This window comes from Thermosynechococcus vestitus BP-1 (genome assembly GCF_000011345.1).
GTDB lineage: Bacteria > Cyanobacteriota > Cyanobacteriia > Thermosynechococcales > Thermosynechococcaceae > Thermosynechococcus > Thermosynechococcus vestitus.
The window spans coordinates 1211735-1237539 of sequence record NC_004113.1; the positions used below are offsets into that span (position 1 = coordinate 1211735).

Annotated in this window: 19 protein-coding genes; 8 read left to right on the forward strand and 11 right to left on the reverse strand. The window is 54.3% G+C overall.

The genetic code is table 11. The features are described from left to right. Positions 1-33: 33 nt before the first annotated feature. The 5 genes from TLL_RS05955 (at position 34) to TLL_RS05975 (ending at position 5592) form a co-directional block, all read left to right on the forward strand. A complete protein-coding gene (locus TLL_RS05955) occupies positions 34-1212 on the forward strand; it encodes an RNA-guided endonuclease InsQ/TnpB family protein (RefSeq protein ID WP_011057018.1) in 1179 nt (392 codons plus the stop codon). Between the two features lie 67 nt (positions 1213-1279). Beyond that, entirely contained in the window at positions 1280-2593 is a 1314-nt protein-coding gene (locus tag TLL_RS05960; RefSeq protein WP_011057019.1) for a nicotinate phosphoribosyltransferase, read from the forward strand. Further along, on the forward strand, positions 2590-3150 hold the full coding sequence (locus TLL_RS05965; protein WP_011057020.1) for a nicotinate-nucleotide adenylyltransferase: 561 nt from the start codon (positions 2590-2592) through the stop codon (positions 3148-3150). The genes TLL_RS05960 and TLL_RS05965 overlap by 4 nt, the downstream gene beginning before the upstream one ends. Then, positions 3147-3848 (forward strand): NUDIX hydrolase, encoded by a 702-nt coding sequence (locus TLL_RS05970; RefSeq protein ID WP_011057021.1) that lies wholly within the window; start codon positions 3147-3149, stop codon positions 3846-3848. The genes TLL_RS05965 and TLL_RS05970 overlap by 4 nt, the downstream gene beginning before the upstream one ends. Before the next feature lie 25 nt (positions 3849-3873). Then, positions 3874-5592 (forward strand): NAD+ synthase, encoded by a 1719-nt coding sequence (locus TLL_RS05975; protein WP_011057022.1) that lies wholly within the window; start codon positions 3874-3876, stop codon positions 5590-5592. Positions 5593-5920: 328 nt separating this feature from the next. Here TLL_RS05975 and TLL_RS05980 read toward each other — a convergent pair whose 3' ends face one another. From TLL_RS05980 to mrdA, 3 genes are all read right to left on the reverse strand, one after another. After that, positions 5921-8029, reverse strand: a complete 2109-nt coding sequence (locus TLL_RS05980) for a M3 family metallopeptidase (RefSeq protein WP_011057023.1) — start codon at positions 8027-8029, stop codon at positions 5921-5923. A 10-nt stretch (positions 8030-8039) separates the two neighbouring features. Next, on the reverse strand, positions 8040-8999 hold the full coding sequence (locus TLL_RS05985; protein WP_231833843.1) for a M23 family metallopeptidase: 960 nt from the start codon (positions 8997-8999) through the stop codon (positions 8040-8042). Between the two features lie 62 nt (positions 9000-9061). Then, positions 9062-10840, reverse strand: a complete 1779-nt coding sequence (gene mrdA / locus TLL_RS05990; protein ID WP_011057025.1) for a penicillin-binding protein 2 — start codon at positions 10838-10840, stop codon at positions 9062-9064. A 128-nt stretch (positions 10841-10968) separates the two neighbouring features. On the opposite strand from mrdA, the gene TLL_RS05995 reads away from it, so the two are divergent. Further along, positions 10969-11628, forward strand: coding sequence for a hypothetical protein (locus TLL_RS05995; RefSeq protein WP_011057026.1), 660 nt, complete (start codon positions 10969-10971; stop codon positions 11626-11628). Positions 11629-11643: 15 nt separating this feature from the next. Further along, positions 11644-12486, forward strand: coding sequence for an imidazole glycerol phosphate synthase subunit HisF (hisF, locus tag TLL_RS06000; RefSeq protein ID WP_231833864.1), 843 nt, complete (start codon positions 11644-11646; stop codon positions 12484-12486). On the opposite strand, the gene TLL_RS06005 is transcribed toward hisF, so the two are convergent. From TLL_RS06005 to TLL_RS06040, 8 genes are all read right to left on the reverse strand, one after another. Beyond that, on the reverse strand, positions 12461-14899 hold the full coding sequence (locus tag TLL_RS06005) for a phosphoketolase family protein (RefSeq protein WP_011057028.1): 2439 nt from the start codon (positions 14897-14899) through the stop codon (positions 12461-12463). The genes hisF and TLL_RS06005 overlap by 26 nt on opposite strands. Positions 14900-15386: 487 nt before the next feature. Continuing rightward, positions 15387-16196, reverse strand: coding sequence for a TatD family hydrolase (locus tag TLL_RS06010; protein WP_011057029.1), 810 nt, complete (start codon positions 16194-16196; stop codon positions 15387-15389). Between the two features lie 5 nt (positions 16197-16201). Continuing rightward, entirely contained in the window at positions 16202-16498 is a 297-nt protein-coding gene (gene rpsT / locus TLL_RS06015) for a 30S ribosomal protein S20 (RefSeq protein ID WP_011057030.1), read from the reverse strand. A 42-nt stretch (positions 16499-16540) separates the two neighbouring features. Beyond that, positions 16541-17302 carry a nickel pincer cofactor biosynthesis protein LarB gene (gene larB / locus TLL_RS06020; protein WP_011057031.1) on the reverse strand — a complete coding sequence of 254 codons (762 nt, stop codon included), beginning with the start codon at positions 17300-17302 and terminating at the stop codon, positions 16541-16543. Then, positions 17303-18763, reverse strand: coding sequence for a site-2 protease family protein (locus TLL_RS06025; RefSeq protein WP_011057032.1), 1461 nt, complete (start codon positions 18761-18763; stop codon positions 17303-17305). It abuts the gene before it with no gap. A 25-nt stretch (positions 18764-18788) separates the two neighbouring features. After that, the gene (htpG, locus tag TLL_RS06030; protein ID WP_011057033.1) at positions 18789-20717 is read right to left on the reverse strand and encodes a molecular chaperone HtpG; all 1929 of its coding nucleotides are present in this window, start codon (positions 20715-20717) and stop codon (positions 18789-18791) included. Between the two features lie 37 nt (positions 20718-20754). Further along, complete coding sequence (hemW, locus tag TLL_RS06035; protein WP_011057034.1) at positions 20755-21954, reverse strand: radical SAM family heme chaperone HemW; 1200 nt, start codon at positions 21952-21954, stop codon at positions 20755-20757. A 359-nt stretch (positions 21955-22313) separates the two neighbouring features. Then, on the reverse strand, positions 22314-25181 hold the full coding sequence (locus tag TLL_RS06040) for a UPF0182 family protein (protein WP_011057035.1): 2868 nt from the start codon (positions 25179-25181) through the stop codon (positions 22314-22316). An 84-nt stretch (positions 25182-25265) separates the two neighbouring features. Between TLL_RS06040 and TLL_RS06045 the strand changes: the two genes are divergently transcribed. After that, on the forward strand, positions 25266-25805 hold the full coding sequence (locus TLL_RS06045; protein WP_011057036.1) for a peroxiredoxin: 540 nt from the start codon (positions 25266-25268) through the stop codon (positions 25803-25805).

Genomic DNA, 25805 nt, shown 5'->3' on the forward strand with positions numbered 1-25805 from the left:
TAATCTATCCACAGACCAATTATAGCACAACCAATGAAAGCTATATATAGGTATCGTTTCTATCCCACAGACCAACAAAGACAACGCCTAGCTCAGTTGTTTGGGTGTGTCCGTGTGGTATGGAACGATGCACTGGAAATCTGCAAGAAATCTGATAAATTGCCAAAAACTAGTGAATTGCAAAAGCTAGTAATTACCCAAGCAAAGAAAACACCAGAGCGGCAATGGTTGTCTGATGTTTCTAATGTCCCGTTACAGCAGTCTGTTGCCGATTTAGGAGTTGCCTATAAAAACTTCTTCGATTCAATTAAAGGTCGGCGAAAAGGCAAAAAGGTCAACCCTCCTAGATTTAAAAAGAAGACAGAAAGACAATCCGCCAGATTTACTACCTGTGGATTTTCAATTAAAGGCGAAGAAGTTTATCTGGCGAAGATTGGTAACATCAGACCAATTTGGTCAAGAAAGCTTCCTTCTAAACCAAGCTCAGTTACGGTGATTAAAGATGCTGCAAATCGATATTTTCTCAGTTTTGTGGTCGAGATCGATCCAGTTGATCAACCTGCAACTAACCCTTCTATCGGCATTGATTTGGGAATTAAAGCGTTTGCTACTTTAAGTACAGGCGAAAAGATTGATGGCCCTGATTATTCGAAGCTAGACAAAAAGATCAGGCGAAAACAACGCAAACTTGCCCGTCAAGTTAAAGGAAGCAAACGACGCGAGAAAACAAGACTGCAAATCGCTAAGCTTCATAGTCGGATTTCAGATATTCGCAGGGATTTCTTGCATAAATTGTCTACCCGCGTGGTTATCGAGAGCCAAGTGATCACGCTGGAAGACTTGAATGTCTCTGGAATGGTGAAGAACCGCAAACTCGCTAGAGCAATTAGCTTGCAAGGTTGGCGAGAATTCAGGGTTTTAGTTGAGGCTAAGTGCAAAAAACTAAACCGTGAGTTTATTGTTATCGACCGATGGGAGCCAACCAGTCGGACTTGCTCAACATGCGGTTTTAAATGGGGCAAAGTCGATCTATCTGTCCGCTCTGTTGTATGCATAAACTGCGGCGCAGAGCACGATAGAGACGAAAATGCCGCAAGAAACATAGAGAAAGTCGGGATAGGGCATTGCCACGACTATAAATGGACGCAGAGGGAGAGTAAGACTCCTTCGGTAGCATCACCCAGTGAAGCGTCAAGAATCATCGCACTTTAGGCCGGTGAGTATGTCAAAATTATGGTGAAACTCACTATAAGTAAAACAGCCTTTACATGCCAGAGCCATGAGCGGTTTGACCTTGGCTGCCACCGATTACAGCTTGCTGACGGATCTCTACGAACTGACGATGGTGTCCACCTACGCCGGCGAAGATTTGGCTTGGACACCGGCCAGTTTTGAACTCAGTGTGCGGCGTCTGCCCCGAGGCTATACGTATCTGGTGGCAATGGGGTTGGCTCAGGTGCTGGAGTATTTGCAACAGCTACGGTTGACACCTCAGCAAATTGATTACCTCAGAGGTCTGGCGGTTTTTGAACGGGCACCGGCAGCATTTTGGGAGCTATTGAGCCAGGGTGAGTTCCGCGGCGATGTCTGGGCGGTTCCGGAAGGAACAGTGGTCTTTGCCCAGGAACCCCTGCTGCGCATTGATGCCCCCCTTTGGCAAGGCCAGTGGATAGAAACTTGTCTGCTCAATATCGTCAACTACCAAACCCTTGTGGCCACCCGTGCTTCCCGGCTGCGACAGTTGGTGGGGGAAGAGGTGGATCTCCTGGAATTTGGCACGCGGCGCGCCTTCAGTCCCCAAGCCTCCCTGTGGGCAGCCCGCTCCGCCCTAGCGGCAGGATTTACAGCCACTTCCAATGTCCTCGCTGCACAGCAGTTGGGGGTGGTTCCCGTAGGCACCATGGCCCATTCCCTAGTCATGGCGATCGCGACCCTCAAGGGAACCGAACAGGACGCCTTTACGGTTTTCTTGCGCTCCTATCCCGAAGGGGCACTCTTGGTGGATACCTATGACAGCCTTGCCGCCATTGCCACCCTCGCCGATCGCCAAGCCGCTGGGGAGATTTTGGTCAAGGCAGTGCGCATTGATTCAGGGGATCTCTTGAGCCTCTCCCAGAAAATCCGTCAACTGTTGCCCCAAGCAAAAATCATTGCCAGTGGCGATCTCGATGAGGGGGAAATTCGCCGCCTGCAGGCAGCGGGTGCCGCAATTGATGCCTATGGCATCGGTACGAAGCTGGTTACGGGAGAACCGGTCAACGGTGTCTATAAACTGGTGGAGATCAATGGTCAGGGGGTGATGAAGATCGCCAGTGGCAAAATGACCCTACCCGGACGCAAGCAAATTTACCGCCGCCCCAGTGGGGATTGCCTTGCCCTTGCCAGCGAGGAACAGGTTTGGGGCAAACCGCTCCTTGAACTGGTTATGAAGGAAGGGTGCCCCCTTTATCCGCCGGAGTCATTGACAACCATTCGCGATCGCCACCGCGCCAGCCTTGCGGAATTGCCAGAGACTCTCTTGGATGTGACCCAGCCCGTGGTTTATTCCCCTGCCCTTGACGCCTTGATCCAACAGTTACGACAGCACCCATGACCATTGCCCTCTTTGGTACCAGTGCCGATCCACCAACCGCCGCCCACGGAGACATTCTCCAGTGGCTGAGCGATCGCTACGATCGCGTTTTCGTGTGGGCAGCCGATAACCCCTTCAAAGGGCAGCAAACCCCCTTGCCCTATCGCCAAGCAATGGTCAATCTATTGGTGCGCAGCCTCAACCGCCCCAATGTCGAGCATCACCCCGAACTCAGCCACCCCTACACCCTTTATTCCGTTGAACAGGTGAAGCAGCGGTGGCCAGGGGAACTCTTCACCCTTGTGGTGGGCAGTGATGTCCTTAGGAAGCTACCCCAGTGGTATCAGGCGGAAAAACTCCTTGGCCAGGTGCAGCTATTGGTCCTGCAGCGTCCTGGCGTTGTCATTGACCCTCAGGATTGGCAAGTGGTGCAGCGGCTGTGTCCCCACGTAGAACTGGCAAACTACCGCGGGCCAGCGGTTTCCTCGACAACCTATCGGCAACAGCGGGATGCCCAACAACTCCCGCCAGCGATCGCCCAGTATATTCAGGAGCAAGGACTTTACTCGCAGCCATGACGGTCTCCCCTTTGCCCCTGGCAGAATTTGTCGTTCGTGTGGACAACGTCATTTTCTCCGTGGATACGGATCAAAATCGCCTCCTGGTGCTACTGGTGCAGCGACAACAGCCTCCCTTTATCGGTTATTGGAGCCTTCCCGGCACCCTCGTGCGGCAGGGGGAATCCCTTGAAGCCGCTGCTTACCGCACCCTAGCGGAAAAAATTCGCGTCAGTAACCTGTATTTGGAGCAACTGTACACCTTTGGCGAATCGGACCGGAATCCCACCTATGGCAAACGCTATCTGTCTGTGAGTTACTTTGCCTTGGTGCGCTTTGCTGATGCCGAACTCATTGTTCCTGGGGAGTTGCCAGTGCAGTGGTTTGCCCTGAGTGCCTGTCCTGATCTGGCCTTTGATCACAGCAAAATTTTGGCCTATGGTCACCGCCGCCTCTGCAATAAGCTGGAGTATAGCCCTGTGGCCTTTGATGTGCTGCCGGAGTATTTCACCCTCAACGATCTCTATCAGTTCTACAGTACCGTCCTAGGGGCTAACTTTTCCGACTATTCTAACTTCCGCTCCCGGCTTCTGAAATTGGGCATCTTGCAAGATACGCACCAGAAAGTCATCCGCGGGGCGGGGCGACCGGCAACCCTCTACCGCTTCGATCGCGAGGCCTTTGCGGCCCTGAAGGATAAGCCCCTTGTTTTTGTTTAACTTTTGAGGAATTGAGGAATTGTCTATGGCTGTGCATCTGTGGATTGCCCAACTGAACTCCACCGTCGGTAGTCTCAGAACCAATGCTGAAGCGATCGCCAGCGCAGTCCAGGAGATCTGCAGCCAGCACCCTGTGGATTTGGTCATTACCCCTGAGCTGGCCCTCTGTGGCTATCCCCCCAAGGATTTGCTACTCAACCGCCATTTTGTTGAGGCGATGCAGCAGGAACTGCACCACCTGGCCAGTGCCTTGCCCCCAGCGGTGGCTGTACTGGTGGGAACAGTTTTGCCCAACCCTGATGCTGACGTCAAAGGTCAAAAGCCACTCTACAATGGCGCTGCTCTCCTGCGCGAAGGTGAGGTGCAACAGGTCTTTGCCAAGCAGTTGTTGCCCACCTACGACGTCTTTGATGAGTGCCGTTACTTTGCCCCTGGCAGTACGGAGAATCTCTTGACACTGACGACGGCCACCGATCAGCTCAAAATTGGCGTCACGATTTGTGAAGACCTGTGGAACAATGAGCAGTTTTGGGGGCAGCGGTACTACGAGCGCAATCCCGTTGCTGAATTGGTGGCTGAGGGAGCGGATCTGATTGTGAATCTCTCGGCCTCCCCCTACTGTGTCGGCAAACCCAAGTTGCGGCAGGCGCTGATTGAGCACACAGCGCGGCAATATCACTGTCCCTTGATCTATGCCAATCAGGTGGGGGGCAATGATGATTTGGTTTTTGATGGCACCAGTTTAGCGGTGAATCGGCAGGGGGAAGTGGTGAGCCGTGCCAAGGGGTTTCGTGAGGATTACCTAGCCGTGCGCTGGCAAGACGGAGATTTGCAACCCACCGCCATGATTGCTCCCTTGGCCAAAGGTGAAGCGGCGGAAATTTGGCAAGCCTTGGTTTTGGGGGTGCGGGATTATGCCCGTAAATGTGGCTTTCGGCAGGTGGTGATTGGTCTCAGTGGCGGTATTGATTCAGCCTTGGTGGCGGCGATCGCAACCGCTGCGGTTGGCAAAGAACAGGTGCTGGGGGTGCTGATGCCCTCCCCCTACAGTTCCGAGCACTCGATTACCGATGCCAAGGACTTGGCAGCAAACTTGGGCATTGCCACACAGGTTTTACCCATTGCTCCCCTAATGCAGACCTACAGCGAGGTGCTGGCTCCCCTTTTTGCTGGCACTCCCAGTGGCGTCGCCGAGGAAAATATCCAAGCCCGCATTCGCGGTACCCTGCTGATGGCGATCGCCAACAAGTTTGGCCACTTGCTCCTTTCCACCGGCAATAAATCAGAACTAGCGGTGGGCTACTGCACCCTCTATGGCGACATGAATGGCGGGCTTGCAGCCATTGCCGATGTCCCCAAAACTCGTGTTTATGAGCTGTGCCATTGGCTCAATGGCCAGGCAGCGCAGGGTCGTCCTATTCCCGATCTGCCAATCGCTGGCCCTGTGGTGATTCCTCCCCACATTCTCAGCAAAGCCCCCAGTGCTGAGCTTAAACCCGGGCAACGGGATCAAGATAGCCTACCACCCTACGACATTCTTGATGGCATTTTGGCACGGATGATCGATCGCCACCAGTCGGATCAAGAAATTGCCGCTGCAGGATATGACCTCGACCTTGTGCAGCACGTGCGGCGCATGGTTCAACGGGCAGAATTCAAGCGCCAGCAGGCAGCGCCAGGCTTAAAAATTACCGATCGCGCCTTCGGTTCCGGTTGGCGGATGCCGATCGCAGCCCAGTGGTAGACTGGGGATAGTACTCCCAGCAGCGGGACACATCATGGTGGTGGCTCTGATGGGCATCGCTGTTGCAGTGGGCATTTTCGTCTTTGTCCTTTTGTAGATAAAATAAGGCTCTCATGCGGGTTAACCCTTGGCCGAGAATGTAGGTCAACCAGATTTTTGATGAGGAGAACATTGCCAAGACCTTGACCCCCCTGCCACTGAAGGAGCGAGGAAGGTGGCAGCTTTATTCTCACTTGGCCATTCAACATCGAGCTCAAATTTGATGTAGAAGGTGGTGTGATCCACAGCCTACATGTTTTAGAATAAGGTACAGCATTTTTTGTCTAATTTAATTTTTTGATACTAAACCGCGGTGGCGGAGTAGGGCCTCGGTGCTTGGTTCGCGGCCTCGGAAGGCTTTGAAAATTTCCATAGGGGCTTGGCTGCCGCCAAGGGCAAGCACGGTTTCGCGGTAGCGTCGTCCCATTTCAGCGATCGCTTGCTCATTGTCTAGGCCGACGTCCTCAAAGGCAGCAAAAGCGTCAGCACTGAGAACTTCTGCCCAAAGATAGCTGTAGTAACCCGCAGCATACCCCCCAGCAAAAATGTGGCTAAAGCTACAGAGAAACGCATCCTCTGGCAGGGGAGGCAAAATAGTTGTTGTCTGGGCAACGCGATCGCGCACCTGTTGCGGGGTTTCCCCCTCCCCTGGTCGATAGCGATGGTGCAGCTCCAAATCCAACAAACTAAAGTGCAACTGTCTTAATAGGGCACTGCCGGCGCGGTAGGTACGGGCGGCAACCAGTTTTTCGTAGTAGTGTTCTGGCAGGGGTTCCCCGGTTTCATAGTGGCGTGCCATGCCAAAAAGGGTTGGGCGATGGTAGCACCAATTCTCCATAAATTGACTGGGGAGTTCGACGGCATCCCACTCCACATTGTTAATGCCGGCGGCACCCGCTTCGTCCACCCGTGTCAGCAGGTGGTGCAAACCATGTCCAAATTCGTGGAAGAGGGTTTCCACTTCACTAAAGGTCATCAGGCTGGGCTTGCCATCCACAGGGGGCGTTTGATTGCAGATTAAGTAGGCAACGGGTAAACGGGTACGCCATTCCCCCTGAAGGCGATATTTAGCGCGACCAAGGCAGTCATCCATCCAGGCGCCGCCGCGTTTCTCGCCAGGACGGCTATAGGGATCAAGGTAAAAGTGGGCGATCGTTACGTTGTTTTCGTCTAGAATCGCAAAAAAGCGCACATCGGGATGCCAAACGGGGACTTGGCCATCGGCTGGCACAACCGTCACCCCAAAGAGCCGCTTCACTAAGCCAAATAGACCCTCAAGCACTTGAGGTAAAGGAAAGTAGGGGCGTAGTTCCTCATCCTTGAAGTCAAAGAGGGCTTCCCGTTGACGTTCTGCCCAATAGGGAATATCCCAGTGCTGCAGATCATTGGCTTCGGGTGCCCCTTGGGCAGCAGCAAAGGCTTTGAGTTCTTCCAGTTCCCGCGCCGCAGCACTATAGCTGACTTGACGCAGTTCCTCAAGGAGTTTTTCCACACTGGCGACACTGTCCGCCATTTTGCTGGCAAGGCTGAGTTCAGCATAGGTGTTGAATCCTAAAAGCTGGGCCTCTTCAACCCGCAGGGCAAGGATGCGCTCAAGAATTGGCTGATTATCCCACTCACCCCTGCTGGCACGGGAGATGTAGGCACGATAGAGCTGTTCCCGTAGGTCCCGCCGCTGGCTGTGCTGCATAAAGGGGCCAAAGCTGGGGAAGTCGAGGGTGATGTGCCATGGCCCTGTTTCTGGAGTTGCGGTCTCAATGCCATCTTGGCGAGCGGTTTGGGCAGCCAGCGCCAGTAGGCTGGGGGGCAGTCCAGCCACTTCATCAGGTTGGGTGAGCTTGAGGCGAAAGGCCTTGGTGGCATCTAAAAGGTTGTTGGAGAATTGGGTGGAAAGCTCCGCCAATTCCAGTTGAATGGCATTGAAGCGCTCCTTGGCGGCACCCGTGAGGCCAACCCCACTGTGTTCAGCATTGCGAATGGCTGCTTCAACAATGCGTTTGCGCGCCGGGGGATAGCTGTGAAATTCTGGACTGGCCGCCAGTGCCTTAAAGCCTTCATAGAGGGGGCGCGATTGCCCCAGACGGGTGTAGAACTCCACCACTTGGGGTTGAACCGCTTCGTAGGCTTGACGGAGCTCAGGACTGTTTTTGACCCCTGTAAGATGGCTCACAATACCCCAGGTCCAATCCAAGCGATCGCTGAGGCGTTCTAGGGGCTCCACTAACCCTTCCCATGTGGGGGTAAAGGATTGCTCAAGGGCTTCTAATTCTTGGGTGAGTTCCTGCAACAGTTGGCGCACCGCTGGCTCAACATGGCTCACCTGAATCTGATCAAAGGGGGGAAAACCATCGCCCCGCAATAGGGGATTATCGGTGTGAGGGGAAGTCGCAACAACCATCGTGTCCTACCTAAGTGCGATTTGACTGCTGACGGGCTCGGGCGATCGCCTGCTTTAATTGGGCTAAGGCCAATTCTAACCGCACTTCGGGAGCCACGGGAATCAACCCTTGGGCGGTCATTTCCTGAATTTCAAAGTGAAGGTGCGGTCCTGTGGAGTAGCCTGTACTTCCCACAAGGCCAATGACTTCCCCCTGGTTCACCCATTGACCCGGATTGACAAAAATCTGTGAGAGATGGGCATAGAGGGTTTGGTGCTCCTCTGGTGGGTGTTGCAAAATGACGGTGAGGCCATAGCCCCCTAGCCAGTTGGACTCAACCACGCGGCCATCAAAAACTGCTAGCACTGGTGTCCCTTGGGGAGCGCCCAAATCTGTTCCCGAATGGAAGCGGCGATCGCCAAAAATGGGATGGATGCGCCAGCCGAAGGTTGAGGTAATGGGCACCGGGAACGGCAAGGGAAAGAGCATTTGGCGGCGGTTGACGGTCAGCCAACGCAAGGGATTCGCTCCTGGAAAGGGCTGACGGACATAGGCGGGTGCAGTCGTTTGGGCAGATGGCAAAACATTTTTTGGCTGGGCGGCAACCACAGGGCGACGGAAGGCTGGAGCAGAGGGTTGGCGGGGGGCAGTGGGGGTGGGGAGGTGTGGAGTACCTTGGGCTTGGCAAATGTTGTTGGGAATGCTCTCCCTAACGATCGCTTGACAGCCTGTGGAGCGTTCTTGGATGACAACGGGAATAGAGCGGGCGGGCCTCAGGTGTTCGAGGGGTTCACTACCAGGGGGTGGATCCACGGGTTCTGTGGAGAATACAAGAGGCGCACTATCCACTGGTTGAACAGGATTCACAGGGATCGGTGCAGCCACTTCTGGCTCGACTGGAACAGTTTCGGCAAGACTCTGGCGAGTTCCCCAACTCACTGTCAATAGACTCAGTGTCAGCCCAAGGGTAATGACGCGCTGCTCGATCATGACTTCCCCCATCACACGCATTCCTTCAAATTCTAGGCGCAAGCTTGGGGAATGACAATCTTCTAGCGATCGCGAATTTTCATGTAGGTTTGAATCACTTTGAGCACCATCGGCCCAGCCACAGACCCCCCACCCCCACCGGAGTTTTCAGCAAAGGCGACAACGACAATTTCAGGGTTGTCTGCAGGGGCGTAGGCACCAAACCAGGTGTGGTGAGGACGGGGGGGATCTTCACCCGTGCCACTTTTGCCAGCGATCGCCACCTCAGAAATATTCAGAGCCGCTCCTGTACCATTGGTCACCACCTGTCGTAAGCCTTGGCGGAGCACCTGTATGGTAGAGGGCTTTAAATTCAACGACTGTCGCCAGCGATCAGAATTTTCAGAAGCAATTAGGTGCGGACGCACTTTATAGCCCCCATTCGCAGGCACGGCAAACATGACCGCCGCTTGAACCGGACTCACTTGCAATGCCCCTTGGCCAATGGCTGTGATTAATGTGTCGCCGTCGTACCACCCTTCGCCAAAGGTTTTCCGCTTCCACTGGGGATCTGGGACAAAGCCTGCTGTTTCCCCCGGTAAGTCAATGCCCGTTTTTGTGCCCATGCCAAAGCGCCGTGCCCACTCAATCAGCGTTTCAGGACCAATGGCACGTGCGACTTGACCAAAAAAGGTGTTACTGCTCCAAGCTAAGGCGCCCGCAAAGCCCAAAGGCCCGAAGCCTGCCCGATTCCAATCGTGGAAGGCAAAGCCCCCTGTATACAGAGCAGGATAGGTCATGAGAATCGTATCAGGGCTGAACTTCCCAGACTCTAGGGCCGCCACCGTTGTTACAATCTTGAAGGTACTCGCGGGGGGGAATCCTTGGAGGGCACGGTTGACAAAGGGAAATTGCCGCCGCTGTAGCTCATCCCATTGACCTTGGGTCATACGGCGAGCAAACCAATTGGGGTCAAAGGCAGGGTAACTGGCCAGGGCAAGAATCGAACCATCGCGAGGATCCATCGCCACGATCGCCCCCGGTCGACTGCCCAGGGCTGCTTCTGCCGCTTTTTGCACGTCTAAATCCACCGAAAGGGTAATGTCATTCCCCGGTCGCGCCACCTTTTGCCCAAGAATGCGAATGACTCTGCCTTGGCCATCCACCTCCACCTGCTGACCGCCCCAAGTTCCCCGCAGTACTTTTTCATAGGTGGCTTCCACGCCCATTTTGCCTATCACATCCCCAAGGCGATAGCCCTGATCTCGCCGCGCTGCCAGTTCCTCTTCATTCAGTTCGCCAATGTAGCCAATGATGTGGGCGGCAGTTTCGCCGTGGGGATAAAAGCGCAGGGCTTCACGGTCAATTTCAACCCCCGTCAGGAAATTGCGGTGTTCTTCGAGGGCAACAATTTGCCCTTGGTTAATCCCTTGGGCAATGCGAATCAACGAAGGGGAATTCACCCCCGCTTGTTTGACCCGCGCTTCGATCTCACTGGCGGGGATATTGAGCACCCGCGAGAGAATTCTCACCGTCTGGGGCCATTCAGGCTTTTTAGCAGCCAGGGGCCAGAGAAAGACGGAGTAGGAGAACTGATTTCCCGCCAAGATCCGCCCTTTGCGATCCAGAATCTTCCCCCGCTCTGGCGGTTTGGGAATCAAGCGAATGCGGTTTTCATCGGCCATCTGGCGGTTGCGATCGCCCTCAACAATTTGTAGGTAAGCCAGGCGAGTGCCAATGCCCCCCAGCAAAAATACCGTCATAATTGAGAGCAACACCAAGGCCCGACCCTGTTTGCCAACCCTGCGATCGTAGGCTGGGTAGGTGAGGGAGCGAGGGGGGGGCGTTTTTAGCATTGCCATAGGCAGGAGAAGTTGATCTCTGGGTCTATTCAATTGCCACTCTATCAGATGGGCGAAGACCAGCGATGGAGAATTCCGATAACCTATAACCTAGAAGAAGCCTCTGTGTTGCAGGATATTGCGGCTCCATGAAGCGATCGCGCCCCCGCCCCCAGGTCCAAGCCCCCAGTCAAAATCTGGACTCGTTCCTCGATGTCCTCACCAATACTGTAGGGGTAATGATCTTTGTTTGCCTCTTTGCGAGCTTGACGGCGGCAGTGTCTCCCGCCCTTGTGCGCACCCCCATTGCCCGCGAAACCCGCAAACAGGTGTATTTCTTTGAGTGCCGCGAAAATCGTGCCCTGCCCCTTGAGGTGGATCAAGCCAGTGAGGCCATCGACCGCCATCTGCGACGGGTGACAGACAATCCCTTTGCGCATCCTCGCCAAATTCAAGAACAACTAGAGTCCTTTCGCTACCGTACCCGCCACTACGATGTACGCTTGAGTCTGGTTCCCCAAGGAGAGAAACCCATTTTGCAAACCCACTTTGAACTCCGCGATCGCCTTGGTGGCGAGTTCTTTAATACCCTAGAAAAACCCACCTCCCAGTTTCGCCGCACCCTTGATCACCTGTCGCCAGCACAGCATTCCTTGGTCTTTTTTGTGCGTCCCGATAGCTTTGATTGTTTTCGAGCCGCCCGTGCCATTGCTTGGCGCAGTGGTTTTGATGTGGGTTGGGAACCGATGGGGGAGGGGCGTCCGATTGTCTTTGTCAGTGGCGGTGGTCGTCGGGTCACTGTGCAGTAGCCACAAGGAGGGATGATGCTTGCAAAACGAATTTTGCCCTGTCTGGATGTGAAGGCGGGTCGAGTTGTGAAGGGGGTGAACTTTGTCAACCTACGGGATGCCGGAGATCCCGTAGAGCTGGCTCAGGCCTACAATGCAGCGGGTGCCGATGAGCTTGTATTTTTGGATATTACGGCCACCCATGAAGAGCGCAACATCCTCATTGATGTGGTCTATCGCACCGCGGATCAGGTGTTTATTCCCCTCACGGTGGGGGGTGGCATTCAGTCCCTGACGATGATCAAGGATCTATTGCGGGCCGGGGCAGATAAAGTCAGCCTGAATTCGGCAGCCGTGCGGCAACCCGATCTCGTCAATCAGGCCAGCGATCGCTTTGGTGCCCAATGTATTGTTGTTGCCATTGATGCTCGACGCGAACCCGATTGTGCTCCTGACCAACCCCGTTGGCAAGTCTATGTGCGCGGCGGCCGGGAAGCCACCGGTCTCGATGCCGTGGCCTGGGCAGTGGAAATGGCTAAACGGGGTGCGGGCGAACTGCTGGTGACCAGTATGGATGCCGATGGAACCCAGGCAGGCTACGACCTTGAATTGACGCGGGCGATCGCCGAGCGAGTGGAGATTCCTGTGATTGCCTCTGGGGGAGCAGGCACCTGTGAGCATATTCGCGCTGCCCTTGTGGAAGGGAAAGCAGAGGCGGCACTTTTAGCCTCGCTGCTGCACTACGGCCAACTGACGATCGCCCAGATCAAGGGCTATCTACATCAGCACCAAGTGCCCGTGCGCCAAGCAGAACCCCTCCCTCAACCCGCCAGGGAGGGGCTAGGGGATTCAGCTAGAAGGGCCATGTCCAGTGGCTAAACTCCGGCTTGTCTACACCGTACTCGTAGGCATAGTTGCGGGCTGCAATTTGCATGTTGCGGAATTTTTCCTTGGCATGGGCACCCGCCACCTGAAGTTCAGGGAGGCGATCGATGGCATCAATGGCCAGACTAAAGCGATCAATCTCATTATTGATGGCCAATTCTAAGGGGGTGTTGATGTTGCCCTTTTCCTTGTAGCCCCGCACGTGCAAATTACGGTGATTGTGGCGGCGGTAGGCAAGGCGGTGAATTAACCACGGGTAGCCATGGAAGTTAAAGATAATCGGGCGATCGAGGGTAAATAGGCTATCAAAGTCGCGATCGCTGAGGCCATGGGGGTGTTCGGTTTCCGGTTGCAGCTTAAAGAGATCCACCACGTTAATGTAGCGAATCTTGAGCTCTGGAAATTCCTGCCGCAGGAGGGCGATCGCCGCCAACGCCTCTTGGGTGGGAATATCCCCAGCACTGGCCATGACCAGATCCGGTTCGTAGCCTTGATCATTGCTGGCCCAATCCCAAATACCTACGCCCTTTGTGCAGTGGATAATGGCCTGATCCATCGTCAGGTACTGTAAGTGCAACTGCTTATCAGAAACAATCACATTCACATAATTTTTGCTCCGCAGGCAGTGATCCGCCACCGACAGCAGCGAATTCACATCGGGAGGTAGATAAATGCGCGTCACCTTGGCACTCTTGTTGCAGACAATATCCAGAAATCCGGGATCCTGGTGAGTGAAGCCATTGTGATCCTGCCGCCACACCGTTGAGGTAATCAGCAGGTTCAAAGAGGAAACATCTGCCCGCCACGACAGTTCATTGCAAATGCTCAACCACTTGGCATGCTGGTTGAACATCGAATCAATCACATGGACAAACGCCTCATAGGTGGAGAAAAAGCCATGGCGACCTGTGAGCAGATAGCCCTCCAGCATCCCCTCCAGCGTGTGCTCGCTGAGCATTTCAATGACGCGCCCCTCCGGGGACAGCTCACCGCCATCGGCATCCTCATCAAAGGACTCGGCAATCCAAAACTTCTTGCTGGCCTCATAAACCGCATTGAGCTTGTTTGAGGTGGTTTCATCGGGACCAAAGATGCGAAAATTCCTGGGGTTGTTGCGCATGACATCCCGCAGAAAGACCCCCAAGGGACGGGTATTTTCCACCTCGATTTGTCCCGGTTTGTCAAATGTAATGCCGTACTCCCGGAAATTCGGCATTTTCAAATCTTTGCGCAGTAGGCCGCCATTGGCGTGGGGATTCATGCCCATGCGGTAGTTGCCTGTGGGTGCTAGGGCCTTGAGGTCAGGGCGGAAGGTGCCATTGTGATCAAAGAGCTCCTCAGGCCGGTAGCTGCGCAGCCAATTTTCCAGCAGCTGGAGATTTTCGGGGTTGGTGTGAACATCCGCCAAGGGAACTTGGTGTGCTCGCCAGGAGCCTTCCACTTTGTGGCCATTCACTTCCGCTGGGCCCGTCCAGCCTTTGGGGGTACGCAGCACAATCATCGGCCAACGGGGTAAGGTGGTGAGGCCCTCTTCACGGGCTGTCCGCTGAATTTCTTTGATTCTGGTGACACAGTAGTCCAAGGTTGCCGCCATTGCTTGGTGCATGGAGGGGCGATCGGACCCTTCCACAAAGCAGGGGTCATAGCCCAACCCTCGGAAGTAGTTCTCCAAATCCTGATGGGGAATGCGAGCCAGAATTGTCGGGTTGTTAATCTTGTAGCCGTTCAAGTTGAGAATCGGCAAGACTGCCCCATCCCGCGCTGGGTTCAAGAACTTGTTGATGTGCCACGAGGTAGCCAGAGGTGCTGTTTCTGCTTCGCCATCGCCGACAACCGCTGCCACAATCAAATCCGGGTTATCGAAGGCGGCGCCACAGGCATGGGAGAGGACATAGCCCAGTTCTCCCCCTTCGTGAATTGAGCCGGGGGTTTCGGGGGTACAGTGGCTGCCAATGCCACCGGGGAAGGAAAACTGCTTAAAGAATTTTTTTAAGCCTGCTGCATCTTCACTGATGTTGGGGTAAATCTCGCTGTAGCTACCCTCAAGGTAAACCGGTGCTAATACTCCTGGGGCACCATGGCCGGGCCCCGCTAAAAAAATAACTTCCTGTTGATATTTTTTGATAATGCGGTTGAGGTGCAAATAGCAAAAGGCCAAGCCGGGACTCGATCCCCAGTGACCCAGAAGGCGCTTTTTAATGTGTTCGGGCTTCAGGGGTTCTTTGAGCAGGGGGTTATCAAGTAAATAGATCATGCCCACTGCCAAATAATTACAGGCACGGAAGAAGGCATCCATGGCCTCAACTTCGCTATCGCTCAGGGGCTGTCCTTGAATCGTGGCGCGAGCAGGACCAAAAGCATGAATATCGTCGGTGAGTGCGGTGGGACGGGGAGGAGAGCTTACCATACAAAAATCCTCATCAAGTCAGCAGCGGTCTTTGGAACATTCACTTCAACCCTATGGATCAAGGTTCAGCCGCATTCAGGAGAGGCCGCGGGTCCCCGAAAGCATTTAGTAAACTGTCACCTCTACCCTATGGACCTATCTTAGGTGGTCAAAAGGGGAGGGTCGGTAAATGGGCTAAATTTTTTAATGATCAATTGAGCGATCGCCCTTTCTGGGTTCGCTGCAACAGTATGGAAGCCCTGAGTAGCCCGCTAACCCTATTAAATTAAAAAAGAGGATATTTAAGACCTTGAGCCTGGGGGTATTCAACAGCGCGCTCATGAACGACGCGGTGTATAAGTTTAAACGCTACGAAGACCCCAGCCGGGTTAACGCTGCCCTCAACCGCCATGGAGAGGAAAAAGAGATAGGTCTCTACGATACGGTGTTACGCCGCTCCGAAGTGTAACCCTGTGGGCAAATCAATCTTCAGCCCAGGAAACAAGAGCTAAGAAAAGGGAGCAGTAGACTGTTCCGTAGGCAGCGGTAGCCGAAAGAGGTGACAGGCATTGAGGGTTGTCTGCTGTTCTAGTTCCCCAAGGTCACACTGCCGCAAACGGGCAACCGCTTCAGCCACAAAGCGCACATAGCTCGGTTCGTTGCGTTTTTCACCCCGCTTGGGCACAGGAGCCAGAAAAGGACAATCGGTTTCAATGAGCAGGCGATCGCTGGGAACCATCTGTGCTGAAGCGTGAATTTGTTTGGCGTTCTTAAACGTGACGGTGCCGCTAAAGCTAATGTAAAAGCCCAATTCCAGGAACCATGCCGTTTCTTCGGGGGTGCCACCCCAGCAGTGCATGACCCCTCGAACCGGACCGCGATCGCGCACAAATTGCTGCAATAAATCCCTAGCCGCCGCCGCTGCTTCGCGACAGTGGAGGATCACTGGTAAGTCCAAGGCCTGGGCGACCTCCAACTGTGCCCAAAAGGCGGCTTCCTGTTGCTCGCGGTTGGTGGCTTTGTAAAAGTCTAAACCCGTTTCACCAATGGCCACCACCTTGGGTTCACTGGTGGCAAGGCTGGCAATTTTCTCCTTGAGTTGGGGCTGCCACTGCTGGGTATCCAAAGGATGGAGACCCACTGCCATAAACAGTTCCGGAAACTGGGCACTCAGCCGCTGAATCACTGGAAATTCCCTTGGCTCAACGCAGGAGTGCACTAGGCGCACCACCCCCGCCGATCGCCAGCGCTCAGCCACTGCCTCCAGATCGGGGGCGTACTCTGGAAAATTGAGATGGACGTGGGTATCCACCAACATGGGGATTAGGCAGCGGGTTGCAGTGTTTTGTTGAGGATACGGGTCAGCCGCGCTTTGCGACGGGCACCCGTGTTGCGATGGAGAACGCCCCGCTTAACAGCTTTGTCAATTTTGCTAAAGGCTAAGTTCAGGCGGTGGTGGACTTCCGCCAGCTTTTCTGGCGTGGGGTCGGTGCTGTACTGACTAATGGCATTCAAGTAATTTTTAATTAAGGTACGCACTGCCGAGCGATAGGCTTTGTTGCGCAGACGATTACGCTCAGCAATTTGGGCACGTTTAGCGGCAGATTTAATGTTAGCCACAGCTCACCTGATGATCAATGACACGTTAAGAACAAATAATCATTATAGCCTTTGACTGAGCGATCGCAAGATCTTGGCCGCCAGCATCGCTGCTCCAAAGCCATTGTCAATATTGACGACACCGATGCCGGGGGCACAGGAGTTGAGCATTGTCAGCAGTGCTGCCAAACCAGCAAAGTTCGCGCCATAGCCGATACTGGTGGGCACCGCAATCACTGGCACGGAGACGAGCCCTGCCACCACACTGGGAAGTGCCCCCTCCATACCCGCAACAACAATCAGCACCGCCATCTCCTCAAGGCGATCGCGCACACTCAGGAGGCGATGAAGTCCCGCCACCCCTACATCCCAAAACCGCTCAACGCTAAATCCTGAGAGCTGCAACGTCACTGCTGCCTCTTCGGCCACGGGCAGATCCGCTGTACCGGCACAGACTAAACCCACCTGCCGCGGAAACTGCGGCGGCAAAATGGGGGCTGTACTGCAAATCTGTGCCTTTTCAAAATAGTGCAGTCCCCCGAGGCGCGATCGCACTGCCTCAAAGACCTCTGGGGAAATGCGCGTGGCCATGACACAGGGATAGTGGGGACGCATCCGCTCCAGAATTTCAGCAAGTTGCTGGGGGGTTTTGCCAGGCCCCCAAATGACCTCTGGAAAGCCTGTGCGGTGCTGCCGTTGGTGATCAATGCGCGCAAAATCGCCAATGGGTTCGTAGGAAAGGTATTGCAGTTGGCGATAGGCCGTCTCTACACTCAGTTCCCCTTGGGCGATCGCCGTCAAAATTTGCCGCAATGAATCGGGCATTTAGCCTCCAATCCCCAACCGACCTGCCAGCCCCGGTGCCATTGGAATGAGGGTCGCCGCCATCAAGAACAACAACAGCAGCCCTAAACCGGCGCGGATATCATCCGGTTCTGTTATTTCATCGAGACTAGGTTGATCCACATCCCGCTGCAACAGCAGGATCACCAACGCCCAATAGAGGGCCAAGGGGTTGACAATTGCCACCAAGCCCAAGACGACAAGGGTAATAATCGTCAGTCGTTTGGCGGTTTTCGTACCGTAAATGGCTTGAATCATCCGCCCGCCATCCAGTTGCCCTGCAGGCATCAAGTTCAAAGCAGTCATGATCAGCCCCAGCCAGCCCAGAATCACTAAAGGATGTACCCTCACCACTTCGCTTTGCAACTGCTGGCCCAAAAAGAGCTTGGCGATTGTCCCCACTAAAATCGAGCCCTGGAAAAAGATCGTTGGCACCTCTAGGCCCTGAGGGGTTGGCGAGAGGATAAACCCAGTGCCCAACAGCAGCAGCGCAACACTGCCGGCGGCGATCGCCCCCGCGGCACCAATATCAAACAATTGACTGCGATTGGCCAGGAAGGATTCAAGGCGGGTCATGGCACCAAAAGTCCCCAACTGCCACGCCGGCAAAAAGATCGGCGGCCCCAAGCGTGCCTGATAGCGTTTGGCCATTAGCCAGTGGCCAACTTCCCGCACCGCCGCAATGCCAAAGAGGCCAAGGGCAAAGGGGAGCGATCGCTGGAACAGGCCAGCGGTGGGATTCCCCACTAGGCTAAAGCCCTGCAAAATGGCACTGGTCTCGAGACAGGTGCCAAGGGTGGCCACCGCCAAGAACACCGCCGCTAGCTTTTGCAGCTTGCCGGAGCGGATTGGCTCAGTGGTCATCGGCAAAATCACCACCATGGGCTTGCCCTCACTATTGGGCACCATAAAGAGGCGATAGCGATCGGGCAAGGCGGCCTGGAGGCGCTCAGTGAGTTGCTGATGCACCGCTTTAGCCTCACCCCGCAGATTCCCCGGACAGATCACACCTCCCTTGTAGGGAAGGTAATCGGTGGCAAAGTAGGTATCAACACTAAAGATGCTTTGAATGGCTTGCAAATCCTCAGGGGGAAGGCTAGGTTTCTCGGTAGGCGGCGCAGCGGTTGTCTGTTCTGGGGTGGCTTGCTCCAGTTCAGAACGCCCAGAAGTAGCCAAGGGGAGTTCTGCGGTGACGGCCAGCGATCGCAACCACCGCCCCAGGGCAATATAGGCCACAATCGAAAACACCAGCCCAAAGAGGACGGCGGCAAAGTTAATCGCAATCCCAAAGCTGAGGCTGCCAAAAACCACCAGCCAAGGGAGCATGAGGACAAGGGTTTGCAACCAAGCCACTATCCCCAGCTTGCCATAGGGCAGGTTGCGGTAGAGTCCCCACGCCAATAGGGCGATCGCTCCCGCCAATAGGCCTACCGTAACTATCATGGGTTACCTCCCGTATCTGTAAAGGTTAGCGCGTGGCCATCGTTGTCAGTTGGGTTAGAACTTGGCTGGCGCGCTCCGTAAACTGCTGCATACCATTGGCATCAAAGGCCCGCTGTGACATCAAGGCCAAATCGTAGATATACTGACACAGCTTTTCAACCAATGTACCCGTTTCTGAGGTACCGCTGGTTTGAATAATCGTTCCTTGGTTGAGGCTGAGGAGATTTTGCACCAAGGGATGGGCGGTGTTGACAACCAAGATATGCTCCTCCGGCAACTGTACATTGGCTTGCTGCTGCATCATTGCCATCATCTCCTGCATCCGCCGACTGGCTTCAGGGAGGAGGATCATCGCCGGCGGCGCATCGGCCTTGAGGGCTTCGGTGCGGATCGTCAGCTTTGGCTTTTTCAGCACCGATTCAAAGAGGGCTTTGATCTGCTCACTGCGGGTTTTGTTGGTGGTGGGGTCAATGAGTTCACTCTCTTTGCTCTTGTCAATCAGGGTTTCATCCAGTTCCGCATCCACCCGCAGGAACTTGACATCGCGATAGTTCTGCTCCAGCCACGGTACAAAGTGAGTATCAATGAAACTGTCCATAAAGAGGACTTCAATTCCTTGGCTCTTGAGCAGTTGCACATAGGTGGCTTGGTTCACCTCATCGGTGCAGTAATAGACGCGATTGCCTTGGCGCTCCTTGTTGCGCTCTAGGTATTCCTTGAGGGTGGTGTAGGTTTTGCCATCCACTTGAATGCCCCCCTCCGCTGCCCAAACGTCGTCCCTTTCTTTGGAGGTCAATGCGGCAGTGGTGCGGTAGATGAGAATGTCCTCCACCTGCTTTTTGAACTTCTCATCGTTGATGGAGCCAAATTTAACGAAGGTGCCCAGGTCTTGCCATAGGCGCACGTAGGCAGCGGGGTCTTCGCGATAGAGCTCCTTCAGGCGATCGCCCACCTTCTTGGCAATGTAGTCCGCAATTTTACGAACGGTGCGATCGTTTTGTAGGAAACTGCGGGACACATTTAGGGGAATATCGCTACTGTCAATCACCCCCCGCAGGGGCAGCAAAAAGCGGGGAATGACCTCTTCGCAATTGTCGCTGACAAAGACCTGATTGCAGTAGAGCTTAATTTGCCCCTTGGTGACATCAATGTCGGGGCGCAGCTTGGGAAAGTAGAGAATCCCATTCACCACAAAGGGGTAGTCGGTATTGAGGTGAACCCAGAGCAGGGGGTCTTCTTGGAAGGGATAGAGGTAGCGATAAAACTCCAGATAGTCCTCTTTGCTCAGGCTATTGGGAGCACTCTTCCAAGGGGCAATTTGCCTATTGATTTGCTCCCCTTCCAGTTTGATGGGAACGGGTAAAAAGTCACAGTACTTGCGCACCAGCTGCCGGATACGGGCTGGCTCTAGATACTCCAGTTCACTGTCTTGAAGGGTTAAGGTGACCGTTGTGCCCACAGTGGTACGCTGGCCATCGGCAAGGGTAAATTCTGTGGAACCATCGCAGGTCCAATGGACGGGAACGGCGCCTTCACGGTAGGACAGGGTATCAATTTCCACGCGCTCAGCAACCATAAAGGCGGAGTAAAACCCCAGGCCAAAGTGGCCGATGATGGCGTTTTCCCCTTCCCCTTTGTACTTTTGCACAAATTCCTCGGCACTGGAAAAGGCCACTTGGGTAATGTATTTTTTGACTTCCTCGGCCGTCATGCCAATGCCATTGTCGGCGATCGCTAACTTTTTATTTTCTTTGTCAATCGTGATCGTCACTTCGGGGTGATCCACATCGCCGCTATATTCCCCAGAGCGTGCCACCATCCGCAGTTTTTGAATGGCATCGACGGCGTTAGAGACCAGTTCCCGCAGGAAAATCTCATGATCGGAGTAGAGCCACTTTTTAATGATTGGAAAAATGTTCTCAGTGTGGATTGAAATGGTTCCCTGTTCCAACATGATCCTTCCCGTGAGTGTATTCTTGGTCAGATAACCTCTAGTGTATCGGTAGGGGCTGCCCTTCCTGTTGGCGGAAAACCGATCCCTCCAATGCTTGCCAAAGGCTGACAATGACGTGATTAGCCACGAGAAATCCCTCTGGCTGTGTTAAGTGCAGGCGATCGCCCGCCAAAGAAAGCAACGCTGGCGATATTTTTGCCGCTGCTGCCTGTAGGGCCTCAACCCAGGACGCCGGAAATTCATCCGCCAAAGCCGGCAAAGAGAGGCCATCCCTGAGGCGCAAGCCCAACATCAGTGTTTCCAACCAGCGATCCCACAGGGAGTCTGGACTTCCTTGGTGGAGGCTCTCTGGTAAGGCTTGCAGCCATTGATAGTATTCACGGCGGGTCCGCGGACGGCTGAGACGACGATGCTGGAGATAACTGGTGGCGCCCATGCCAAAGCCATAGTAGGATTGATTGCGCCAATAGACTTGATTATGACGACAGGCAAACCCCCCTTGGGCATAGTTAGAAATTTCGTAGTGATCGTAGCCCGCTGCTGTTAACATCTCATGGGCAAGGTGATAGGCGGCGGCAGCCTGCTCCTGGCTAGGTAGGGGGGCTGCTTCGGGTTGATAGCGTTTGCTGAAGACGGTCTTTGGCTCAATGATTAGGTCATAGATAGACAGATGCGTTGGCTTGAAGGCGATCGCTTGCTCTAGGGAACATTGCCAGTCCGCCAAGGATTGTTGGGGCAGGCCCGAAATCAGATCCATGCTCCAGTTTGCTACCCCCGCCCTCTGAATTATCTCAACTGCCCGCTCAACATCGGCCACATCGTGACTGCGGCCACACAGCCGCAATAGCTCATCGTCAAAGGCCTGTACGCCCAAACTGACACGATTTACCCCTAGCCTGAGATAGTCCTGCAATTGTTCTAAGTCAAATGTCCCCGGATCCATTTCCATGGAAATTTCGGCTTCGAGGGCAATACCCAGCTGGCGATCGAGGGCCTCCAGCAGCTGGCCAAGGTATGGAGGCGGGACTAGAGAAGGCGTTCCGCCACCAAAGAAGATAGTTTGCAGCGGTTGCCCCTCCGTGGGGGTGTGGGCAATTTCTTGACACAGTGCAGCCACATACTCTTGAATCAGGGACTGTGCCAGCGTTGGCGACTCTCCCACCACCGTAATTGGAAAGTCACAGTAGAAGCAGCGGCGCCGACAAAAGGGCAAATGGATGTATGCAGCGATAGTCATCGTTTTCTTAACTGGTTGGTGCAGCAACAGGGGAGTCTTGAGTGCCAAGCATTGCTGGAGTTCCCCTTGGGGATAGGCGTGCAGCCAGGCACGGGTGGTGAACTCGTTGCGATGACACAATCGGGAAGCGGCGGTGGACCCGTCCTTGCCTGAGCCAGTAGAGCATTGGCAAGGGCTCCTTAAGACCTATTGATTCAGCTTAACGTTACCAAGAGCGGGTATAGGGGGGGTTTTCTTCCTACTTCTTAGGAGCACTCCTGCACTTTAACTCATCTCCTGTGGGATCACGGCTAGCCTATTGAGATTGTTTCAATACTTCAGAACATCAGCTCAATGATTGACCGCAGTCGCCTAGAACCCTATTGGGGAAAGAGTTGTTTCAGAGCCTCCTCTAGGGTGGGTGCCATTACAATCCGCTGATTATCCATGACGATGACCCGTGCCAAGGTGGGCAGTCGGTTTTGATCCGCTTCGAGGTAAATCGGTTCAACATACAGCAGCGATCGCTGGATAGGGATAATGAGGAGATTGCCCTGCACCGATCTTGACCCTTGGCGATTCCAGAGGGAAATCTGTTGCGAAATAACGGGGTCTTGATTGATCCGCGCCTCCATTTGTTCAGGACCAAAGACCAGTTCTTGCTTAGGAAAGACGTAGAGCAGAAGCTTGCCATAGTTCTCGCCATCGGAACGCGCCGCTAGCCAACCAATGAGGTTGGGACGATTCACGGGTGTAAAGGGGACAAGGAGAATAAACTCCTCCGTGGCGCCAATGGGTAGCTTGGTAATGAGATAGTAGGGGGCAACGGCTTGGGGTTTTTCGCGGTAGATCTCCTTGGGAATCTGCCAGAGGTCTTCGCGGTTGTAAAACACCACAGGATCACTCATGTGGTACTTCAGGAGCTGCTCGGACTGCACTTGCAGCAGATCAATGGGATAGCGAATGTGGCGATAGAGCTGGTGGGGCATCGCACTCAAAGGATGAAAAAGGGTCGGGAAGATCCGCTGCCACGTGCGAATCATGACATCCTCGGGTTCCACCACATAAAAGGTGACATCGCCGTTATAGGCGTCCACCACGACTTTCACAGAATTGCGAATGTAGTTAAACGAGTGCTCCCCCGGATCGCTGTAGGGATAGTAGCGGCTGACGGTGTAGGCATCAATCATCCAGTAGAGATAGTTGACCCCCGCAGTGCTCGGGCGAGGAGCAATCTCCTGTTCAGAGCGTGGATCAGCCACGACAAGGTAGGGTTCACTGTCAAAGCGCAGGAAGGGGGCGATCGCCCGCACGCGATCCTGAATCAATCGCCGAAAGAGAACCCGTGAGTCTGGCCGCAAGTTGGGGGTCAACAGGAGTTGCCAATCGCGAAAATAGACACTGTAGACCAAGCGTCGCCACCAACTGGCAATGGGCACACCCCCCGTGCCGTCGTAGTGGTTATAGACATTTTCAGTCCCCCGCGGAAAGTCCAGTTCCGGGACCTCAGAGGGGACAAAGATATAGGTATTGGTGAGTTCACCGTAATAAATCCGTGGGTAGAAAAAGGAAATACTCTCCCGAATCTGGGGGGGATTGACCAGTAGCTGACCCGTATCGCCAATATCGCGAACAAAGTACTTGGGCAGACCATTGGCTTCCGCCGTATTCACAGGACTCATCGTGAAGCCATAGCCGTGGGTAAACACGAGGTGCTCATTAATCCAACTGCGGGCAAACTGCTGAACGGCACTGTAGTCCACTTCACGAGCAGCAATGAGGACTTGGCGAATCTCTGATTGGTCTTGATCAGGAGCCAGTTTCAGAGAGTAGCGATCCAAAAAGGCCGCTGGAAATCGATAGTAGGAACGCAGTTGTTGCAGTTGGCGGTTGGTTTCGAGCAGGGGGCGGGTATCCCAAAGGCGAATATTGCGGGTGGTGGCCGCGTTGGCGGCAAGGATTTCGGCATTAAGGTTATTTTCCGGCTGGAAAGGTTCCACCCGCATTTTTTCGAGGTTAAAACCTTCGCGGGTGTGGGTAATGGTGCGTTGAATGTAGGGGAGTTCCCGTTGCAGTTGGTTGGGTTGAACAATGGCCGCTTCAATGGCGGTGGGCAGGAGCCAATCTACAATCAGGATGACCCCCAGGTAGCCTAAGGTAAAGCCAAAGAGGCCGGGGGCAATGGGGCCCAACCGCCGCTGCTCTCCGCCTCGTCGAATCGCTGACCAAGCCAACAAACAGGCAACGCCAAAGGCTGAGGCCGAGAGCCAACCATAGAGGGGTAGGCGTACGGTGACATCGGTATAGCCTGCGCCAAAGGCCGCCCCCTTAGTCGAATAGAGAAGTTTATAGCGCTCTAGCCAGAAGCTGAGGGCTACTGTGGCAAAGACAAAGGCACTTAAGCCCTGTAAATGCCGCCGTTGCGATCGCACGAAACCGAGGAATTTACCATGACTGAGACTTTCATTGGCCAGCAGATAGCCCAAGGTCGTTCCCCCTAAGCCGACAACACTGAGGTTCACCAGCCATAGGCGCAACAGTTCCCACAGGGGGATTTGAAACAGGTAAAAGCTAATGGAATGGCGAAAGAGCGGCTCCGTATGGGGATCACTGGCGGCAAAAAGTCCCTTGAGGACAACTGGCCAACTGAGACTGGCGATCGCCCCCATCGCGAGGCTTAAGAGAATGCCCAATCCCTGAAAGAGGCCTACCGGCAACCACAGCCCCAGTATCACTGCCACCAAACTCAGCCCCAGTAGCCAAGGCGTCTGCACCATTTGCAGCGATAGCTCCGCCACCCGCCAAACACTCAGTTGCGGCAGCAGAGGGCTATTAAATGTCATTTCTGAGCGCTGTTGCCACAGTTGCAGGGCGATCGCCCCAATGTGGTAGGTTGCAACGATGAGCAGCCAATTTAAACTACCAGCACACAACAAAAGCTGCCATAGCCCCAGCCCCCGATAGGTACTCTGTGCCCTCAGGGCTGGATCAAGGGTCACCGTACGTTGCCGCAGAAGCCACTGTTGCTGACAGCCATAGAACAGCTGCGATACCCCCGCAACCGCCAGAAACAGTAGGGCTTGGACACTCCAGCGCTGCCAAACCACCTCCAAATAGCCCAGTTGATGAAACCAAAGGCTTTCGGCAATCAGGCGGCACAGCCCCACCCCAAGGGCGATCGCCAGCACCAACCCACAGAGCCAGCGCAACCAAGGGGGCATGAGCGGTACAACGGAGAGCGACGGCATCAACCTTGAAAATCTCGAAAAATTGTTAAAAGTAGGGTACAGTGCAGCTAGATGCGTTCCTAAGGCCAGTTTAGCGATTTAACTATGTTCTTGCGCTCAGTATTGGTTGCCCTTTTGAGCTTGATCCTGTTTCTTAGCCCATCAGCCCCCAGTTGGGCCCTCGGGGGTGAATTACCGCCCCTCAATGCCCCAGCACCCGACTTTTCTCTTCCCAGCAGTGTCAACGGTCAGCTCATTTCCCTCAAGGATTATCGCGGTAAGTGGGTGGTGCTGTACTTTTATCCCAAGGACTTTACCTCTGGCTGTACTCTTGAAGCCCAACGCTTTCAGCGGGATATTGAGCAATTTCATGCCCATAATGCTGAAGTCATTGGCGTCAGTGCCGACTCCGTGGACTCCCACCAAGATTTCTGTGACAGTGAAGGCTTGACCTTTCCCCTCCTCTCTGACCCCGATGGCCAAGTCAGCAAAGCCTATGGTTCATGGTTGGGGTTTGTCTCCCTACGCCACAGTTTCATCATTGATCCTGAGGGCATCCTGCGGGAGCGCTATCGGAAAGTGAATCCTGCAATTCACAGTCAGGAGGTCCTGGCTCGCCTCGAGGAACTGCAACAGCAAGGGTAA

Bases quoted from the DNA above. Each gene is read 5' to 3' on its own strand.
- TLL_RS05955 (WP_011057018.1), top strand. From the start codon at position 34: ATGAAAGCTATATATAGGTATCGTTTCTATCCCACAGACCAACAAAGA.
- TLL_RS05960 (WP_011057019.1), top strand. From the start codon at position 1,280: ATGAGCGGTTTGACCTTGGCTGCCACCGATTACAGCTTGCTGACGGAT.
- TLL_RS05965 (WP_011057020.1), top strand. From the start codon at position 2,590: ATGACCATTGCCCTCTTTGGTACCAGTGCCGATCCACCAACCGCCGCC.
- TLL_RS05970 (WP_011057021.1), top strand. From the start codon at position 3,147: ATGACGGTCTCCCCTTTGCCCCTGGCAGAATTTGTCGTTCGTGTGGAC.
- TLL_RS05975 (WP_011057022.1), top strand. From the start codon at position 3,874: ATGGCTGTGCATCTGTGGATTGCCCAACTGAACTCCACCGTCGGTAGT.
- TLL_RS05980 (WP_011057023.1), bottom strand. From the start codon at position 8,029: ATGGTTGTTGCGACTTCCCCTCACACCGATAATCCCCTATTGCGGGGC.
- TLL_RS05985 (WP_231833843.1), bottom strand. From the start codon at position 8,999: ATGATCGAGCAGCGCGTCATTACCCTTGGGCTGACACTGAGTCTATTG.
- mrdA (WP_011057025.1), bottom strand. From the start codon at position 10,840: ATGGCAATGCTAAAAACGCCCCCCCCTCGCTCCCTCACCTACCCAGCC.
- TLL_RS05995 (WP_011057026.1), top strand. From the start codon at position 10,969: ATGAAGCGATCGCGCCCCCGCCCCCAGGTCCAAGCCCCCAGTCAAAAT.
- hisF (WP_231833864.1), top strand. From the start codon at position 11,644: ATGCTTGCAAAACGAATTTTGCCCTGTCTGGATGTGAAGGCGGGTCGA.
- TLL_RS06005 (WP_011057028.1), bottom strand. From the start codon at position 14,899: ATGGTAAGCTCTCCTCCCCGTCCCACCGCACTCACCGACGATATTCAT.
- TLL_RS06010 (WP_011057029.1), bottom strand. From the start codon at position 16,196: ATGTTGGTGGATACCCACGTCCATCTCAATTTTCCAGAGTACGCCCCC.
- larB (WP_011057031.1), bottom strand. From the start codon at position 17,302: ATGCCCGATTCATTGCGGCAAATTTTGACGGCGATCGCCCAAGGGGAA.
- TLL_RS06025 (WP_011057032.1), bottom strand. From the start codon at position 18,763: ATGATAGTTACGGTAGGCCTATTGGCGGGAGCGATCGCCCTATTGGCG.
- htpG (WP_011057033.1), bottom strand. From the start codon at position 20,717: ATGTTGGAACAGGGAACCATTTCAATCCACACTGAGAACATTTTTCCA.
- hemW (WP_011057034.1), bottom strand. From the start codon at position 21,954: ATGACTATCGCTGCATACATCCATTTGCCCTTTTGTCGGCGCCGCTGC.
- TLL_RS06040 (WP_011057035.1), bottom strand. From the start codon at position 25,181: ATGCCGTCGCTCTCCGTTGTACCGCTCATGCCCCCTTGGTTGCGCTGG.
- TLL_RS06045 (WP_011057036.1), top strand. From the start codon at position 25,266: ATGTTCTTGCGCTCAGTATTGGTTGCCCTTTTGAGCTTGATCCTGTTT.